Source organism: Flavobacterium anhuiense (assembly GCF_004151235.1).
Classification (GTDB): Bacteria; Bacteroidota; Bacteroidia; order Flavobacteriales; family Flavobacteriaceae; genus Flavobacterium; species Flavobacterium anhuiense_A.
This window is the reverse complement of the sequence record NZ_JUIV01000010.1, coordinates 135,801-151,979: the sequence shown is the minus strand read 5'-3', so window position 1 is coordinate 151,979 and position 16,179 is coordinate 135,801. Positions and strand designations below refer to the sequence as shown.

General features: G+C 34.3%; 16 protein-coding genes. 13 read left to right on the top strand and 3 right to left on the bottom strand.

Translation table 11 applies throughout. The features are described 5' to 3' along the window. Positions 1-358 precede the first annotated feature (358 nt). Positions 359-694 (top strand): hypothetical protein, encoded by a 336-nt coding sequence (locus NU08_RS13675; protein ID WP_091136181.1) that lies wholly within the window; start codon positions 359-361, stop codon positions 692-694. Positions 695-761: 67 nt separating this feature from the next. Here the strand turns inward: NU08_RS13675 and NU08_RS13670 are convergent, their stop codons facing one another. Next, on the bottom strand, positions 762-1,190 hold the full coding sequence (locus tag NU08_RS13670) for a cupin domain-containing protein (protein ID WP_129747746.1): 429 nt from the start codon (positions 1,188-1,190) through the stop codon (positions 762-764). Positions 1,191-1,320: 130 nt separating this feature from the next. Here NU08_RS13670 and NU08_RS13665 point away from each other — a divergent pair, with 130 nt between their 5' ends. The 6 genes from NU08_RS13665 to NU08_RS13640 all read left to right on the top strand — a co-directional run bounded on the left by NU08_RS13665 (position 1,321) and on the right by NU08_RS13640 (position 9,253). Further along, complete coding sequence (locus NU08_RS13665; RefSeq protein ID WP_129747745.1) at positions 1,321-1,548, top strand: DUF2683 family protein; 228 nt, start codon at positions 1,321-1,323, stop codon at positions 1,546-1,548. After that, positions 1,538-1,837, top strand: a complete 300-nt coding sequence (locus NU08_RS13660) for a type II toxin-antitoxin system RelE/ParE family toxin (RefSeq protein ID WP_129747744.1) — start codon at positions 1,538-1,540, stop codon at positions 1,835-1,837. The genes NU08_RS13665 and NU08_RS13660 overlap by 11 nt, the downstream gene beginning before the upstream one ends. A gap of 438 nt (positions 1,838-2,275) precedes the next feature. After that, on the top strand, positions 2,276-2,869 hold the full coding sequence (locus tag NU08_RS13655) for a TetR/AcrR family transcriptional regulator (protein WP_008467721.1): 594 nt from the start codon (positions 2,276-2,278) through the stop codon (positions 2,867-2,869). 248 nt (positions 2,870-3,117) lie between these two features. Beyond that, positions 3,118-4,335 carry an efflux RND transporter periplasmic adaptor subunit gene (locus tag NU08_RS13650; RefSeq protein WP_129747743.1) on the top strand — a complete coding sequence of 406 codons (1,218 nt, stop codon included), beginning with the start codon at positions 3,118-3,120 and terminating at the stop codon, positions 4,333-4,335. Positions 4,336-4,347: 12 nt separating this feature from the next. Then, positions 4,348-7,512 carry an efflux RND transporter permease subunit gene (locus NU08_RS13645; protein ID WP_008467725.1) on the top strand — a complete coding sequence of 1,055 codons (3,165 nt, stop codon included), beginning with the start codon at positions 4,348-4,350 and terminating at the stop codon, positions 7,510-7,512. Positions 7,513-7,834: 322 nt separating this feature from the next. Then, on the top strand, positions 7,835-9,253 hold the full coding sequence (locus tag NU08_RS13640) for a TolC family protein (protein ID WP_129747742.1): 1,419 nt from the start codon (positions 7,835-7,837) through the stop codon (positions 9,251-9,253). A 186-nt stretch (positions 9,254-9,439) separates the two neighbouring features. On the opposite strand, the gene NU08_RS13635 is transcribed toward NU08_RS13640, so the two are convergent. Continuing rightward, on the bottom strand, positions 9,440-11,950 hold the full coding sequence (locus tag NU08_RS13635) for a hypothetical protein (RefSeq protein ID WP_129747741.1): 2,511 nt from the start codon (positions 11,948-11,950) through the stop codon (positions 9,440-9,442). A 207-nt stretch (positions 11,951-12,157) separates the two neighbouring features. On the opposite strand from NU08_RS13635, the gene NU08_RS13630 reads away from it, so the two are divergent. The 6 genes from NU08_RS13630 to NU08_RS13605 all read left to right on the top strand — a co-directional run bounded on the left by NU08_RS13630 (position 12,158) and on the right by NU08_RS13605 (position 15,880). Continuing rightward, complete coding sequence (locus NU08_RS13630) at positions 12,158-12,757, top strand: Crp/Fnr family transcriptional regulator (protein ID WP_129747740.1); 600 nt, start codon at positions 12,158-12,160, stop codon at positions 12,755-12,757. A 73-nt stretch (positions 12,758-12,830) separates the two neighbouring features. Beyond that, positions 12,831-13,562 (top strand): GNAT family N-acetyltransferase, encoded by a 732-nt coding sequence (locus NU08_RS13625; protein ID WP_129747739.1) that lies wholly within the window; start codon positions 12,831-12,833, stop codon positions 13,560-13,562. Between the two features lie 529 nt (positions 13,563-14,091). Further along, entirely contained in the window at positions 14,092-14,472 is a 381-nt protein-coding gene (locus tag NU08_RS13620; protein ID WP_129747738.1) for a DoxX family protein, read from the top strand. 13 nt (positions 14,473-14,485) lie between these two features. Further along, entirely contained in the window at positions 14,486-14,698 is a 213-nt protein-coding gene (locus tag NU08_RS13615) for a hypothetical protein (RefSeq protein WP_317126361.1), read from the top strand. Positions 14,699-14,875: 177 nt separating this feature from the next. Then, positions 14,876-15,385: a DinB family protein gene (locus tag NU08_RS13610; protein WP_129747737.1), complete on the top strand. Its 510-nt coding sequence runs from the start codon at positions 14,876-14,878 to the stop codon at positions 15,383-15,385. Positions 15,386-15,412: 27 nt separating this feature from the next. After that, the gene (locus NU08_RS13605; protein ID WP_129747736.1) at positions 15,413-15,880 is read left to right on the top strand and encodes a DUF1440 domain-containing protein; all 468 of its coding nucleotides are present in this window, start codon (positions 15,413-15,415) and stop codon (positions 15,878-15,880) included. A gap of 91 nt (positions 15,881-15,971) precedes the next feature. Here the strand turns inward: NU08_RS13605 and NU08_RS13600 are convergent, their stop codons facing one another. Then, positions 15,972-16,133, bottom strand: a complete 162-nt coding sequence (locus NU08_RS13600) for a DUF1328 family protein (protein ID WP_129747735.1) — start codon at positions 16,131-16,133, stop codon at positions 15,972-15,974. Positions 16,134-16,179: the final 46 nt, after the last annotated feature.

Below are 16,179 nucleotides of genomic sequence, written 5' to 3'. Positions count from 1 at the left end.
ATATTTAAAACGTTATTAATTTTGATTTACCTAAAATTAGTTATTTGAGAAAGCCAGAGAAAATAGACCGTGTTAAAGCTTTCTTTAATAAAAGTTAATTAATTGGCAATCAAATTTTTATTAAAAAATAAAATGAAATTATGTAAAATTTAGGTCAATTTGGTTTACTATTTTATAAGCATTTATGAATCAATCAAGATTTCATTTCTACGGATTTTTTTTCAGACTTAAAAACTCTAACGACGTAAAAAACTAAAAAAAACCTTATTTTAATACAAAAAAAACTTTTAGGGGTAATATCAATAAAATATGCCGTTTTAAATTTACTGACCTCGAGACAAACCAAATACCACTTCTTATGCCACTTACAAAAAAAATTGCGGAATTAATGTCCAAAAAATACAATACCAATATTACTATTTTGGGCGATTACGAGGGCAGCAATCATACTTCGATTCTTGATAATGACAACGGAACAATCTTAGTTGTTTCAGACCGGAATCAGTTTTATTTTAAAGATCGGCATCGCAATCTTTGGCTGTCGGTTCTAGATCCGTTTCAAATAGATGGAAAACAGCATTATCCCGAACTGGGAGATTCTTATACCCTCAATCACGGAGTGCAATACAGTTTTACAACACAAGAGGCAATCGTGGAAATGGCTTCTCTCTATTTTGCAAAACATGCAGATTGATGTTGCCCTCAATGCTAATTTATTTCGGATTGAAAATGACCAAAAATTCAAAAGACAAGAAAGCAACCTATCTCAAATCCTTTTTAATAACTAAATATTTCAAGTCTGTTTTTCCTGCATTACTGATTCCATGTTCGGCATTTGGCGGACAATAGAAACTGGTATTTGGACCCGCGGTAACGGTTTTTCCATCAAGGAAGAATTCAGCGGTTCCTTCTAAGATATAGAAAAATTCTTCTTCGGGATGATGATGTGGCGCGTGTGTCGATTTTCCAGGTTCTACAATACTCATTTTTAAAGTGTTTTCTTGAGTAAAATCTTTGTTGGCAAACCAATATTGATAACCAACTTTTGTTTTTGCGGCTTTGTTTATATCAAAATGATTGACACAGTTTTCGATGGTGTATTGCGGAGTCTCTTTTTTGGTTTCCTGAGAAAAAGTCTGTTGGAAAAATAAGACCGTAATTGTGGTTTTTAGGATAGTTAGGGTTTTCATTTTCTTTTTGTTGTAATGTTACGAAAAAATGCAATTCGCACTAACGAAGCAAACAAATAAATCATAGAGATTAACATGAAAATTAGACTTTTGTCTTAACTTTGTAAATCAACTTTAGTAAATTAATATCATGCAAGCAATTAACATCACGGCATATACAGAAGACGCTTCTCAAATAGAAGCTGTAAAAGCCTTTATGAAAGCACTAAAGATTAAATTTGAGATAGCAAATGTAAAACCATATGAGTTATCTGAAGAACAACAGCATATATTGAACGATCAAATTATTTCAGATAAAAGCCTATATACTGACGCAGACTCTGTTTATACCGATTTAAAAAAGAAGTATGAATTATAAGGTTATTGTTTCTCCAGTTGCATTAAAAAATATTGAAGAAGCTTTAGAATATTATATCTTAAAAGTCAGCAAAAAAGTAGCTTTAGACTTCCTTAATGATTATAAAAAAGTTTATAAAGCATTACAATTAAATCCTTTCTATCAAATTCACGATACTAATTATCGCTATCTTCCATTTAAAAAATTTCCATACGTAGCATTTTTCATAGTCGATGAATTATCAAAAACTGTATTTCTAAATGCTATTTTTCATACTTCTCAAAATCCAGAAAAATATCCTGTAAGATAAGAATCATCGATTATTATTATTGAGAACTTCGACTTCGTTTAGCCTGATAAGGATTTTGCAATTTCTTTTTATGCATTGTTTAGTTGCGAGATCTAATCTTTGTCGATTTGCGAGTGTAATCCTTCGTTCCTTAGGATGACAAACTTTGAGGTGAAATCTAATGAAAAAATATGCGTTCTCTCCTAGCCCCGATCGAAATGGCATCTTTTTGTGGTGGGGTTCACCACAAAAAATATAATGTAGAGCGGGACAAAACGTTCTTAAAAACGAAAAATCTTCTGCTCCTGAAAAAATTTAAAAACAAAAACATCAGTAAAATCAAGCCTTTTCAAACCATCTATAGTACGATAAGAAAATATTATGATAAAAATATTTTGAAATCCGAAAATCCGCCATACATTTGCCTAACAGTGTTAAACGATTTAATACTTGAATACAATGGCTAGCAAAGATCGAATTTTAAGACAAAAAGAAGAGACAAGAAATAATATTCTTGGCGCTGCTTATGATATCGTAAAAGATGAAGGCTGGAATGGTTTGAGTATGCGTAAAATTGCCGACAGAATCGAATATACTGCTCCTATTATTTATGAATATTTCTCGAATAAAGAAGCAATATTAGAAGAACTGACAGGCAAAGGTTTTATTAAACTGGCTAAAGAGTTGCAGACTGCAAAAGACAAGTTTGAAAAACCAGAAGATCAGTTAGAAGCCATGTGGATGACTTATTGGGATTTTGCTTTTACTAATACTGAAATGTATCAACTTATGTTTGGTGTTCAAATGACTTGCTGCGCACAGCGATGTTCGGCTCAGGAAGCACCTTACAAATTATTTACTGGTGTCATTGCTGAAATTATGAAGGACAGCAATCCTAGTGAAGATATCATAAAACAAAAATATTTTACTTTCTTTTCTGTTATTCATGGTTTAATCGCCATCAACATCATTAATAAAAGTGATATTTTAGAAACCATAAATGCTCAGATTTTGAAAGATGCTATTACTGGTATCATCAAATCTATACAATAAAAAAAATTTTCAATTTTACTTAACAGTGTAAAATAATTTAAACGGGATAACATAGAATCCTTTTTTTTATAACTTTCGCTTAACACTGTTAGAAAATTTAATAAAGGTAATAAAAGCTCTTTTTTTAGACTTTTACTTAACAACGTTAGATAATTTAATACTGATTTAAAATAGAATTGGAAAGGCTTACTGTATGGAAATTTGCGCACTTTTACTTAACAACGTTAGATAATTTAATTCAATTAAATATGAATCCCGAGAATGCCAGAATACCAAAGAATTTTATCCGAGAAAATGTTCAACCAATTAAAACCACTATGAAAATGAAAAATGTAATTATAACCAGTTTTATTCTGGCCTTAGTTTTAAGCAGCTGTGCCGACAAAAATCAGGCGCCTACTGCTCCACCCCCACCAGTTTTACCAGTATTAGCTATTACAAGTGCAAATACAACAACTGACTCTGAATATCCTGCTTCAATACAAGGAACTGTTGATGTTGAAATTCGCCCACAAGTGAGCGGAAACCTTGACAGAATTTATGTAGACGAAGGCGCATATGTAAACAAAGGACAAACTTTATTTAAAATCAATGAACGTCCGTATCGTGAGCAGTTAAACAATGCTTTGGCAAGTCTCCACGCAGCAGAAGCGGCTTTAATAAACGCTAATTTAGAAGTTGACAAATTGACTCCGTTAGTTCAGAACAAAGTAGTTTCTGATTATCAATTAAAAACAGCTAAAGCTTCTCAAAAAATTGCTGCTGCCAATATCGAACAAGCAAAAGCAATGGTAGGTTCTGCTAAAATTAATTTAGGATATACAAACGTAACTGCTCCAGTTAGCGGATACATTGGTAGACTGCCTAAAAAACAAGGAAGTCTAGTTTCTGCTACAGATATTGAACCGTTAACTACTTTATCAGACGTTCATGAAGTATTTGCTTATTTCTCTTTAGGTGAAACTGATTTCATCAACTTTAAAGAGCAATATGCAGGAAGTTCATTAGGCGATAAAATCAAAAAATTACCTCCAGTTACTTTGATTTTAGCTGATAACAATGCTTATCCTCAAACTGGAAAAATCGATATGGTTGACGGTCAGTTTGATAAAACTACTGGTGCAATCACTATTAGAGCAACTTTCCCTAACAAAGGCGGCGTGTTACGTTCTGGAAACACAGGGAGAATCCGTTTAGGATTACAGCACGCTGATGCAATTTTGGTTCCACAGTCAGCGACAGTAGAAATGCAGGACAAAGTATTTGTTTTCACTGTAGGGAAAGATAACAAAGTAACTAAAATGCCTATAACAGTTGTAGGTAAAAGCGGAACTAATTATTTAATTAAAGAAGGTGTAAAATCGGGTGACCAAATCGTGCTGAGCGGTATTGACAAACTTCAGGACGGACAGGCAATTCAGCCAGAGAAATCTACAAAAGTTGCCCAAGTAACTAATCAAAAATAATTCTAAAACACAATGTTCAAAATATTTATACAAAGACCTGTACTGGCAACCGTAATTTCCATTTTATTGGTAATTCTGGGGGTACTGGGTTTAACTAAACTGCCTTTACAACAGTTTCCTGATATTGCGCCTCCATCGGTTTTGGTAACGGCGGTTTATCCAGGAGCTAACGCAGAAACGGTTTTACGTTCTGTGGCTCCTTCTCTAGAAGAGTCTATAAATGGTGTAGAAAACATGACTTATATGAGTTCTACTGCCAGTAACGACGGTACTTTGGCTATTACGGTTTTCTTTAAACTGGGTACAGATGCTGATCAAGCTGCGGTAAACGTGCAAAACCGTGTGGCACAAGCAACAAGCCAATTACCAGCCGAGGTTGTTCAGCAAGGTATTATTACCGCTAAACAGCAAAACAGTTTCATCATGGCGATTGGTATGTACACTGATGATGAAGCAAAATACGATCAAACCTTTGTTGCCAACTATGCACAGATTAATATTATTCCGGAATTAAAACGTATTCCAGGTGTAGGTTCTGCCAGTATTTTTGGTGGTGTAAAAGATTACTCTATGCGTGTCTGGCTGAATCCAACACAGATGTCAGCTTATAAAGTAACGCCAAGCGAAGTTATGGGCGCTATTCAGGACAAAAGTTTGGAAGCGGCTCCAGGTAAATTTGGAGAGCGAAGCAAGGAGGTTTTTGAATACGTTATTAAATACAAAGGAAAATTAACTAAACCCGAAGATTATGAAAATATTGCTATACGTTCTAATGCAGATGGCTCAGTACTTCGCTTAAAAGATGTAGCGAGAGTTGAACTTGGAGCTTACTCTTACAACAGTTTAACTCGTTTAAATGGTAAAAAAGGAATTGTAATTGGAGTTATCCAGTTAGCTGGATCTAACTCAAATGATATTCAGATTGCCATTAACAAAATGATGGAAAAAGCTTCTAAAGATTTTCCAAAAGGCATTAAACACAATATTTTCTATAGTACAAAAGTATCTTTAGACCAATCTATCGAACAGGTTGAACATACCTTAATTGAAGCTTTCATTTTAGTATTCATTGTGGTATTTATCTTCTTGCAAGATTTTAGATCAACATTAATCCCGGCTATTGCTGTACCTGTAGCAATTTTAGGAACGTTCTTCTTCATGCAGTTATTCGGATTTTCGATCAACCTTTTAACACTTTTCGCATTAATTCTGGCGATTGGTATTGTGGTCGATGATGCCATTGTGGTAGTCGAAGCGGTGCATGCGAAAATGGAGCACAAACGTTTGTCTCCAAAAATCGCAACCCATGAAGCAATGCACGAAATAACGGGTGCTATTATCTCGATTACGCTGGTAATGGCTGCTGTATTCCTGCCGGTTGGTTTTATGGAAGGCTCAACAGGAGTTTTCTATCGTCAGTTTGCCTTTACAATGGCAATTGCAATTGTAATTTCGGCTGTAAATGCCTTAACATTGAGTCCAGCGCTTGCTGCATTATTCTTAAAAGATAATCACGGAGCACACGATCACAATGAACCTTATCAGAAAAAAGGATTTAAAGAAAAATTCTTCAGTGCTTTCAACAGCAGTTTTGAATCGCTTACCAATCGTTACGTTGGCGGAATTAAATTCTTAATCAGAAGAAAATGGTTGAGTTTAGGCGGATTAGCTTTAATCACTTTAGCAACAGTGGTGATGGTAAAAACAACTCCTTCTGGGTTTATTCCAACAGAAGATCAAGGATTTATTGCGATTGCAGTAAATACGCCATCTGGAACATCATTAGACGGAACTCAAAAGGTAATGACAGAAGCTGAGAATACTTTAAAAGCACTAGACGCTTCTCGATTTGTAACCGCAATTTCAGGTTTCAACTTGCTGACTAACTCTACGAGCCCATCTTCTGCAGTAGTTTTCGTATTGCTTAAACCAAACGAAGAACGTGGAGAAATAAAAAATATTGACGAAATCATGAATCAGGTTCGTGGTAAACTGGGATCTATTTCTGGAGGAAGTTTCTTCGTATTCAGTTTCCCAACCGTTCCAGGATTTAGCAACGTTGAAGCGTTGGATTTAGTGCTGCAAGATAAAACAGGAGGAAAACTGGATAAATTCAGTGGAGTTTCTCAGAATTTTATCGGAGAATTAATGAAACGTCCTGAGATTGCCGTTGCCTTTACCTCTTTCAAAGCCGATTATCCACAATTGCAATTGGAAGTTAACGACGAAAAAGCAAATCAATTGGGTGTTAATGTAAAAGACATTTTACAAACGATGCAAGCGTACTTTGGTAGCGCACAAGCATCTGACTTTAACCGATTTGGTAAATATTACCGTGTAGTGGTTCAGGCAGATATTGAAGACAGAGCCGATCCGACTTCGATTGACAGAGTTTTTGTAAAAAACAAAACAGGCGAAATGGTGCCGATAAATACTTTAGTAAAACTGACTCGTATTTATGGTTCTGAAACCGCTTCTAGATATAATTTGTTTAACTCAATTTCAATTAATGCGATTCCGAAACCAGGATTTAGTTCAGGAGATGCCATTAAAGCTATTGAAGAAGTAGCAGCACAACAATTGCCTGCAGGTTACGGGTTTGAATTCTCGGGCCAAACGCGTGAGGAGATTTCGTCAGGAGGACAATCGGCAACTATATTCTTACTGTGTTTGATATTCGTTTATTTCTTACTTGCTGCACAGTACGAAAGTTACATTTTGCCTTTGGCAGTAATCTTGTCAATTCCTGCAGGTATTTTTGGAGTATTCGCTGCTATTGGTTTAACAGGAATTCAAAACAACATTTACGTACAAGTTGCACTTGTCATGCTGATCGGGCTTCTCGCTAAAAATGCCATTTTGATTGTGGAATTTGCAGCACAGCGAAGAAGATCAGGACAAGGATTAGTAGCAGCTTCAATTATGGCAGCAAAATTACGTTTGCGACCAATTATCATGACGTCTCTTGCTTTTGTGGTGGGATTAATACCAATGATGAGCGCCAAAGGTCCATCAGCACAAGGTAACCACTCCATTAGTATCGGGGCAGCTGGAGGGATGCTATCAGGAGTAATTCTAGGTTTGTTCATCATCCCTGTTTTATTCATCATCTTCCAGCATTTACAAGAAAAAGTGAGCGGGAAACCAATCGCTGTAATTCATAACGAAGAAAAATAATAAATGGAAAACTATATCACAACCATTCTTGTCGCCATCATATTTGGCATCGGATATATATCGTACAGAATCTCAAGAGATCTTGAAACTAGAAAAGATACTTGTACAGAGTAATCTGTTGAGAAAAAAAATTAAACACATAGAAACATAGATTTTTTTTGCTGTTCGAAAGAATAGAGAAAGAAACTAGTTTCTAACACATAGATCTATGTGAATTTATGCAAGTGAAACGCCTTTTATCCGGTTTCAAAAGCTATGTTTCTATGTGTTTTAAAAAAAATTACACCCAAACAGGTTAAAGGAATTTTAATAAAAAAGACTAATGAAAAATCATATAACCAAAATCGTGACCTTCGCCATTCTGATCACGACTTTAATATCCTGTAAAGTCTCTAAGGATATTGAAACTCCAAAAGATGCATTTCCTGAGAATTTCAGGAATGCATCAGTTTCGAGTGATACAACCAGTATTGCCGATGTGGAGTGGAAAAACTTCTTTACAGAAAAAGATATTATCAAATTAATTGACAGTGCCGTTGCGAGAAACAACGACCTTCAGATTGCCGAAAAAAACATCGAAATTGCACAATACCGTTTTACACAGTCAAAATGGGGAAATGTGCCTCAGGTTAACTTATTTGTAAACGCAAGCACAAGTAATCCATCAGACAATAGTTTCACGGGATTAAACTTAAATCAGGCCATTGGTGCTAAACATATTGACGACTATTCTGCTGGAGCTTCTCTTTCTTGGGAAGCTGATATTTGGGGAAAGATCAGAAACCAAAAGAAAGGGGCTTACGCAGGATATCTTCAATCAGAAGAGGTAAAAAAAGCATTGCAAACGAATATCGTTGCTAATGTTTCTAGAGGATATTATAATCTTTTGATGTTAGACGCACAATTGGATATTGCCAGACAAAATTTACGTTTAAATGATAGTACAACAAATATTATCAAACTAAAATACGATGCTGGTCAGGTAACTAATTTAGCGATTCAACAGTCTGAAGCACAAAAATTAAACTCAGCACAATTGATTCCACTATTGGAACAAAATATTGCGATTCAGGAAAATGCTTTGAGTGTTTTAACAGGTTCTTTTCCGAATTCTAAAGAAAGATCTGTTCGTTTAAGCGCACTTGAAGTAAAACATAATACAGCAATCGGAGTTCCGTCTGCTTTAGTAAGCAGAAGGCCAGATGTAAAAAGTGCCGAATTGGCTCTTAAAGTGGCAAACGCAAATGTCGGTATCACGAAAGCGGATTTATACCCAGCTCTCAGAATTACGGCTCAAGGCGGCGTAAACTCTTTTGAAACTAGTAATTGGTTCAACATTCCGGCTTCTTTATTCGGAACTGTTGCAGGAGGTTTAACTCAGCCTCTTTTGAACAATAAAAGAGTGAGAACGCAATATAATATTGCTGTTGCGGAAAGAGAAAAAGCGGTTTTAGCTTTTAGACAATCGGTTTTGGTTGCGGTAAGCGAAGTTTCGGATGCTTTGGTTAAAGTTGAAAAATTACAGCAGCAGGAAACTTTCTTAAAAGAAAAAGTAAAAACATTACAGCAGGCTATTAAAAATGCAAACCTTTTATTCAAAAACGGTTTGGCAGAATATCTTGAAGTTTTAACAGCGCAGGCAAATCTTTTGCAAAGCGAATTGGAACTTGCTGATATTAAAAGACAACAGCTTACAGCCAATACAGATTTGTACCGCGCTCTTGGCGGAGGCTGGAAATAATACCCGTTACATTACCCGTTAATTATTTATTTTTTGAGATGAAAACGCTGTGAGACTTTTTGGGTTTCATGGCGTTTTTTAGTTACAGAGATTAAGGCACAAATTTTTTCGATACTTATTTAAATAAAAAGAGATTACTTGGAAAAGCAATCTCTTTTATTTTATTATTTTCTAGTTCGTTGTTAACTATTTATTATAAACCTTATATGATATATAATTGCCCGGTACTGGAGAATAATGTTCTGGTGCATAATTTTCTTGCGTATTAATTGGTGCAGAAAATGTAGGAAGTATATCAACGGAAAATGTATAAGTACCTGGCTCAACATCGACATTTGCTTCAAAAGACAGCCGTGTTGTTAAACAAAGATTTGGATCAATTTCACCAAGACCATTCATAATAGGATTAAATACAGAATATTTTAGTGAAGTTCCAAATCCTACTGCTTTAGTTCCGTTCTGCTTTATAATAATATCTCCAGTTCCCATAGTATTTGACTTTGCTGCAACTGTTAAAGACCCCGTTATAATTATTCGTGATGGTTTATCAACAGTAATAGTTCTATTGGAGTATAATAAATTCGTACTAACATTTAATGGGTAAGGTGTTTCAACGGCAGTAGCTAATGGACCAGTATATGATGAAATTAAAATCCCTTCCGCAGTAGCATTAGTCCAAACAAGATTACCAGAAGCATCAGAAACTGCTATTTTTCCTGTACCTGCTCCATTAGTAATTTGTACTGCTGGAGTAACTGTTTTTGTTGTAGCTGTAAGGTTCGTTCCTGTTACTGTGCCACTCGCTGTTACATTTGCCGCACCAGAAATATTCTTAGAACTCATTACTAAATCTTGAGTTGCAATATGATTTCCTAAGTTATCTCCTGCAACAGTAATAGCAGAAGGATCCGTCCAAGTAAGATTACCAGAAGCATCAGAAACTGCTATTTTTCCTGTACCTGCTCCATTAACGATTCTTAATGCTGGAGTAAATGTTTTTATTGTCGCAGTAAGATTAGTAGCTCTAACTTCTTCATTAGCTGTTATATTTTCTGCTGTTATATTTTCTGCTGTTATATTTTTAGCGTTAGAAATATTCTGATTGTTCATATCCAAATCTTTAGTTGCAATATGATTTCCTAAGTTATCTCCTGCAACAGTAATAGCAGAAGGATCCGTCCAAGTAAGATTACCAGAAGCATCAGAAACTGCTATTTTTCCTGTACTTGCTCCATTAGTAATCTTTACTGCTGGAGCAATTATTTTTGTTGCCGCAGTAAGATAATTAGCATTAATTACGTCATCAGCTGTTATGTTTCCTGCGTTAGAAATATCCCGATTGTTCATATCTAAATCTTTAGTTGCAATATGATTTCCTAAATTATCTCCTGCAATAGTAATAGCAGAAGAATCCGTCCAAGTAAGATTACCATCAGAATCAGAAACAGCAATTTTTCCTGCACCTGCACCAAAAGTAATCTGTGCTTGTGGAGCGATTATTTTTGTATCAGCAATAAGTTTTTTACCAGCAACAGTACCCAGAGCTTTTATATCCATAGCGTTATTAATATTCCTATTGCTCATCTCTAAATCTTGGGTTGCTGTATGATCACCCAAGTTATCTTTTGCAGCAAAAAGCACATCTTTTAAATCTGTTCTGCTTAACTTCTGACCTGTTCCAACCACAGTCACTAGATAAGGTAACCTATTTGCAGTTAATGCTGGGTCATCTAACTTTAATTCAGGCATTAAACCAATACTAAGACTTGAATTTTCAAATCCGGCATTATCTGAATTACTAAAAAGTAATCCCCCATCACTACTCCCATCACCATTAATAAGATAACTACCCATATTCAAGTTTTTCGTTGCTTTATGATCACCTAAGTTATCTCCTGCGTTTACAGGAATCCAAATTCCTCCAGAATTATAATAAATACCTATACCATTACCATTTTGCATATTAACATTTGTATTATATACAAATTGGCCATCATATGGAATTGTAAGTAAATCAGCTATAGCATTATCTACTACATTGTTAGCAAGATTAATTTTAGGCATGAAATATTGATTTTGAGCTACATCCATCATTTCTTTTAATGATGTGCTTCTTAAAATTCCACCATTATAATTTCGTGTAACAAAATCAAAACCATTTGGTGTAAATTCCAAAGGATCGTTTGGTTTCAAATTAGGTAATTCATCAACCTTAACATACATTTTTTCAAAAGTGGCATAATTAGATTTAAAATAATCGCTAGTAAATTGATCATTTAAACCTTTTTCAAATCTCAATCCCCACTGGCCACCTCCATTATTAATAGCATAATATTGCATATTTAAAGCCTGAGTCGCAGTATGGTTTCCTAAATTATCTCCAAGAGAAGCTCTTGTAACCCATTTTAAAACTCCGGTTGGATCTGCAACTAAAACGTTATCTGTGTTCGCTCCAACCTGCAATCCATCAATAGTTAATGTATTTTCTGAATTGGTTACAATTGTAGTAGGTTTTAGTAAAGCTCCTCCTAATTCAATGTTACCACTTTCAGCTTTTAATCCGTTATTTGCTGTAATAATAGGATTAGTATGCACTCTTACTTTTTTACCATTTGGCGTGACTAATGTTTCTGTTTGTGCCATCACAAATCCGCTTTGAGCTAATAAAAGCATACAGACAATCTTCTTTATTTTCATTGTTTATTTTATTTAATTGATTAATTCATAAAATGAGCACGAAAATAAAATTACAGCATGCAGGATTTTACCTCTAAAAGTTTTCTTTGTATTAAAATGAGCTATTTTTTTTACTTTTTTTATCCTAAATATATTTTTAATAGCTTAATAACAAAAAACACGAAACAGTTTTTTGCTACTTTTGATAAGCTTAAAAATACTACAATAATGCATCATCAAGAGTACCTCAACAATCTAAAACAAACCATCGAAAGCTACTACCCGCTTTCTGATCAGTCTTGGAAGCAGATAGAAAGCACTACGCATTTCCAAACTCTTAAAAAAGGAGAAACATTATTAGGAAATGGAGAAATTGCTAAAAATCTTCATTTTGTTGCCAAAGGAATTTTAAGGGCTTTTATTACAGATGAGCAGGGAAATTTCTATAACAAAAATCTTTTTCTTGAAAATTATTTTGCAGGTTCTAAAGTTTCGCTGATGCTGCAAACTCCCTCAAATTTTACAATTGAAGCTTTAGAAGATTGTATCGTCATCAACATCAATTATAAAAAATATATGGAGCTGATCTATAAAAATGACGATCTCAAAAACTTTTATATTGCCCATCTAGAAAAAAACTGGATCATCGAAAAAGAACAAAGAGAAGTCGCTTTAGTGATGCAAAACGCAACCGAAAGATATGTAAGCCTTTTAGAGAAACATCCAACTATTGCAGATCGTGTTCCATTATTGCATATTGCTTCGCATTTGGGCATTACGCCAACGCAGTTAAGCCGAATCAGAAAAAGTTTGGAAAAAGATTTGTAAATCAACATATGTAAAGGCTTTTCTGAAAAACTCAATTTACCTTTGTCAGTATAATTCAAACTCGTCATTTACAATGAACCATCTAGACCTCATCAAAGACAATATTGACAATCTTACCACTCTTTGGAAAACTGTTGCAACTCCTCTCCTTTCTTATCATAAAAATGATCCTTTTGAATTTTCTCAAATAAAAAACTCAGGCTGGCCAAATAGATTATGGTCTAGAGAAGATATTACCGAAGAAAACTTTCTGCAGATTCAGGAAACAATGGAGAAAAATCCAGGTTTGGTTATTCCTTATTGGGATATTTTTGGAAGTAATTCTAAAGAAATTTTCGAAAAAAATGGCTTTCATATTCGAATTCAGCTTGTGGCAATGGCTTTAAAACTGAGAGAAAAATTTCCGCTTCAATACAGCCTTACTTTCAAAAGAGTTTTAAATGAAGAAGATGCCAAAACTTGGTCAGATATTTATCCGCTTTCTTTTAGTTATGTAATCAGCAAAGAAACTTTGGTTGCTAATTACGAAAATGTGAAATTCTACTTAGTTCATTTTGAAGGAAAAGCGATTGGAACATTGACTCTTTTTCAAACTGGAGATATTATGGGAATTCACGGCGTCGGCGTTATTCCAGAAATGCGCAAAAGAGGTTTCGCCGAAGAAATCATGAAATTTGCCATTAATGAAGCCATTGATGCCGATTGTGAATATGCACAACTGCAAGCTTCTGCATTAGGAAAAGGCATTTATACGAGATTGGGCTTTGTGGATTTGTTTACGATTACGAATTACCAACTGACGTAAATTCCAAGTTTTAATATCCAAATTCCAATAAATCAACACTTAAATCTCTCGCAAAGACGCGAAGTCGCAAAGTTTTATTTTCAAGCCAAAGATTAAAAAAGATTAAAGGATTTGTTTCCCACAGATTTGGCAGATTAAGCAGATTAGATTTTTAAGCAAGAAAATAAATAATCTGCTCAATCTGCCAAATTTGCGAGAGCTAAAAAAAACTTTGCGACTTCGCGTCTTTGCGAGAACTACTTTCATTAAAACTTTGACAAAGTTTTTTTTGTTCAAATTTTCCATATGTTATGCTGAGCGAAGTCGAAGCACTTTCATAACGTAAAAGGTCTTCGACTCCGCTCAGACTGACAATCGTTTTTAAATACCGCTAGAAAAAATCTAAAATCTAAAATCTACATTCTAAAATCTAAAATCAGATTCTTGTCCCAAATGCCCCCAAAATAGTCATAAATAGGTATTTCATGAAAAAATAAGAATAGTACATTTGTAATACATTAACTAATAACTATTTAAAAACAAATACCCAATGAAGACAACCAAAATCATTTTCTGGACTACTACTATTTTAATCTTTTTATTTGAAGGTGTTATGCCTGCATTAACTTCTCAGTCAGAAATGGCAAAAGAAGGAATCAGACATCTTGGCTATCCAGAATATTTCGGAAATGCATTAGTCGTGTTTAAAATCCTTGGCGTTTTAGCTTTGATTATTCCACAAGTGCCTGGAAGAATCAAAGAATGGGCTTATGCCGGATTTGCATTCGATTTCATTTTTGCATCCATAAGTCATTTTGCAGTTGATGGAGTAGATTTTCAATCTTTCTTTCCTTTAATTGTTTTTGCCGTTTTAATTGTATCGTATGTAACATATCACAGAATACAGCGTTATAAAAACATAGCACTCTAAAAATCAAAACTTTATGATTATTGAAGTTTTTAAAACAAATGTTCAGGAAGAATCTCAATGTCAAGTTATCATTGAGAAGCTTCTTGAGCATTTTCCAAATAGCTCGATCAACTTCGATTTAGAAGATTGCGACAAAATCCTCCGTATTCATGCACCCACTATTTCGAATACAAAAATCATCGACATTTTAAATTCGCACGGTTACTTCTGCGAAGTGCTTCCTTAAAAAATTAACACTCCTCAAATACCTGACTTATAGTATTTTAATATTTTTTATTGTATATTTGAGGGAGTATCATTTCCCCTAATTCTATAAATTTAATTTCACAGATAATGTACTGAGGTTTTTTAACCAATCGGTAAACATGTACTGTTGAATTTTTAATTTCTAAAATTAAAAAAAATGAAAAGCGCTATTCAAAATACCATACTGGAAACCTACAGTAAATTGGGCGACTTACTTTCTTCTTTTTCAAAAGAAGAAATCAATATTGTTCCGTTTGAAGGAAGCTGGACAGCTGGACAAACCGTACAGCATAGTATTCTAGCCTGCTCAGGTCTTACCATGCTATTTGCTGGAAAAACCGAAAAAACCAATAGAGAACCTGACGAAAATGTAAAAGGACTCGACTCCATCTTTTTAGATTATACTACTAAATACCAATCTCCCGAAAATATAAAACCTCCTGCTATTGAGTATGAAAAAAGCACTCTGCTGGCTTCTGTCAAAAAAATACAAAATGATTTATTTGAAACTGCAGAAACTTACGATTTGACACTGACATGCATGGATGCTAAAGTACCCGGATTTGATTATTTCACTATATACGAATGGCTTCATTTTGCCATTGTGCATACGCAGAGACATAATCGCCAGTTAAAATCGATTTACGAACATATCAAAAAACATTAGAGCAGTATTTAACTCAAAACAAATTTTATGAGATCAAAAGTTAAGACCATTGTTTCATCTGGTTTAGTAGCGGGAACATTAGACATTACAGCCGCTATTTTGATTTATGCAGGAATATTACATAAAACAACAGCAGAAAAAATTTTGCAATCTATTGCAAGCGGAATTTTTAAAAAAGAAGCGTATACAGCAGGAACAGAAATGACTTTTGTGGGTTTGGGACTTCATTTCTTAATTGCTTTTATTTTTGCTTGGTTTTATTTTAAAATTTTTCCCTATATCCCATTTTTTAAAATAAATACTTTGCTCTCAGGAATTTCTTATGGCTTTTTTATTTGGATTGTAATGAATCTTGTCGTGCTGCCAATTGTTTTTCCAGTTCTACCCGAGAAAAATTTAGATTTCGCGCTTTTACTGTCTATCCTTATTGTGATTTGCTGTGTAGGAATTCCGATTGCTTTTATAACTCGGAAATATTATGCAAAATGGTACTAAAATAAGGTGCAAAGAAACAAAGGTTCAGAGTTACAAAGGCTAAAAACTTTGAACCTTTGTAACTCTGAACCTTTTAACCTTAAAAAAGAAACTAAACTTTTCTTCTTCCTGTAATTAAAGAAATGATAAACAGGACTAAAAAGATAAAGAATAAAATTTTTGCAATGCTCGCGGCTCCGGCAGCGATTCCGCCAAAACCAAAAATTCCGGCTATAATGGCCAAAATGATAAATATAACTGTCCAACGTAACATAATATTTGATTTTTAAGTTCTTAATATGACTGTTTTATAAGCCTTT

Excerpts from the sequence above, each read along its gene's own strand:
- NU08_RS13665 (WP_129747745.1), top strand. The coding sequence starts at position 1,321 with ATGCAAGCAATTAACATCACGGCATATACAGAAGACGCTTCTCAAATA.
- NU08_RS13650 (WP_129747743.1), top strand. The coding sequence starts at position 3,118 with ATGAATCCCGAGAATGCCAGAATACCAAAGAATTTTATCCGAGAAAAT.
- NU08_RS13605 (WP_129747736.1), top strand. The coding sequence starts at position 15,413 with ATGAGATCAAAAGTTAAGACCATTGTTTCATCTGGTTTAGTAGCGGGA.
- NU08_RS13660 (WP_129747744.1), top strand. The coding sequence starts at position 1,538 with ATGAATTATAAGGTTATTGTTTCTCCAGTTGCATTAAAAAATATTGAA.
- NU08_RS13670 (WP_129747746.1), bottom strand. The coding sequence starts at position 1,190 with ATGAAAACCCTAACTATCCTAAAAACCACAATTACGGTCTTATTTTTC.
- NU08_RS13645 (WP_008467725.1), top strand. The coding sequence starts at position 4,348 with ATGTTCAAAATATTTATACAAAGACCTGTACTGGCAACCGTAATTTCC.
- NU08_RS13610 (WP_129747737.1), top strand. The coding sequence starts at position 14,876 with ATGAAAAGCGCTATTCAAAATACCATACTGGAAACCTACAGTAAATTG.
- NU08_RS13620 (WP_129747738.1), top strand. The coding sequence starts at position 14,092 with ATGAAGACAACCAAAATCATTTTCTGGACTACTACTATTTTAATCTTT.
- NU08_RS13615 (WP_317126361.1), top strand. The coding sequence starts at position 14,486 with ATGATTATTGAAGTTTTTAAAACAAATGTTCAGGAAGAATCTCAATGT.
- NU08_RS13655 (WP_008467721.1), top strand. The coding sequence starts at position 2,276 with ATGGCTAGCAAAGATCGAATTTTAAGACAAAAAGAAGAGACAAGAAAT.
- NU08_RS13675 (WP_091136181.1), top strand. The coding sequence starts at position 359 with ATGCCACTTACAAAAAAAATTGCGGAATTAATGTCCAAAAAATACAAT.
- NU08_RS13625 (WP_129747739.1), top strand. The coding sequence starts at position 12,831 with ATGAACCATCTAGACCTCATCAAAGACAATATTGACAATCTTACCACT.
- NU08_RS13630 (WP_129747740.1), top strand. The coding sequence starts at position 12,158 with ATGCATCATCAAGAGTACCTCAACAATCTAAAACAAACCATCGAAAGC.
- NU08_RS13640 (WP_129747742.1), top strand. The coding sequence starts at position 7,835 with ATGAAAAATCATATAACCAAAATCGTGACCTTCGCCATTCTGATCACG.
- NU08_RS13635 (WP_129747741.1), bottom strand. The coding sequence starts at position 11,950 with ATGAAAATAAAGAAGATTGTCTGTATGCTTTTATTAGCTCAAAGCGGA.
- NU08_RS13600 (WP_129747735.1), bottom strand. The coding sequence starts at position 16,133 with ATGTTACGTTGGACAGTTATATTTATCATTTTGGCCATTATAGCCGGA.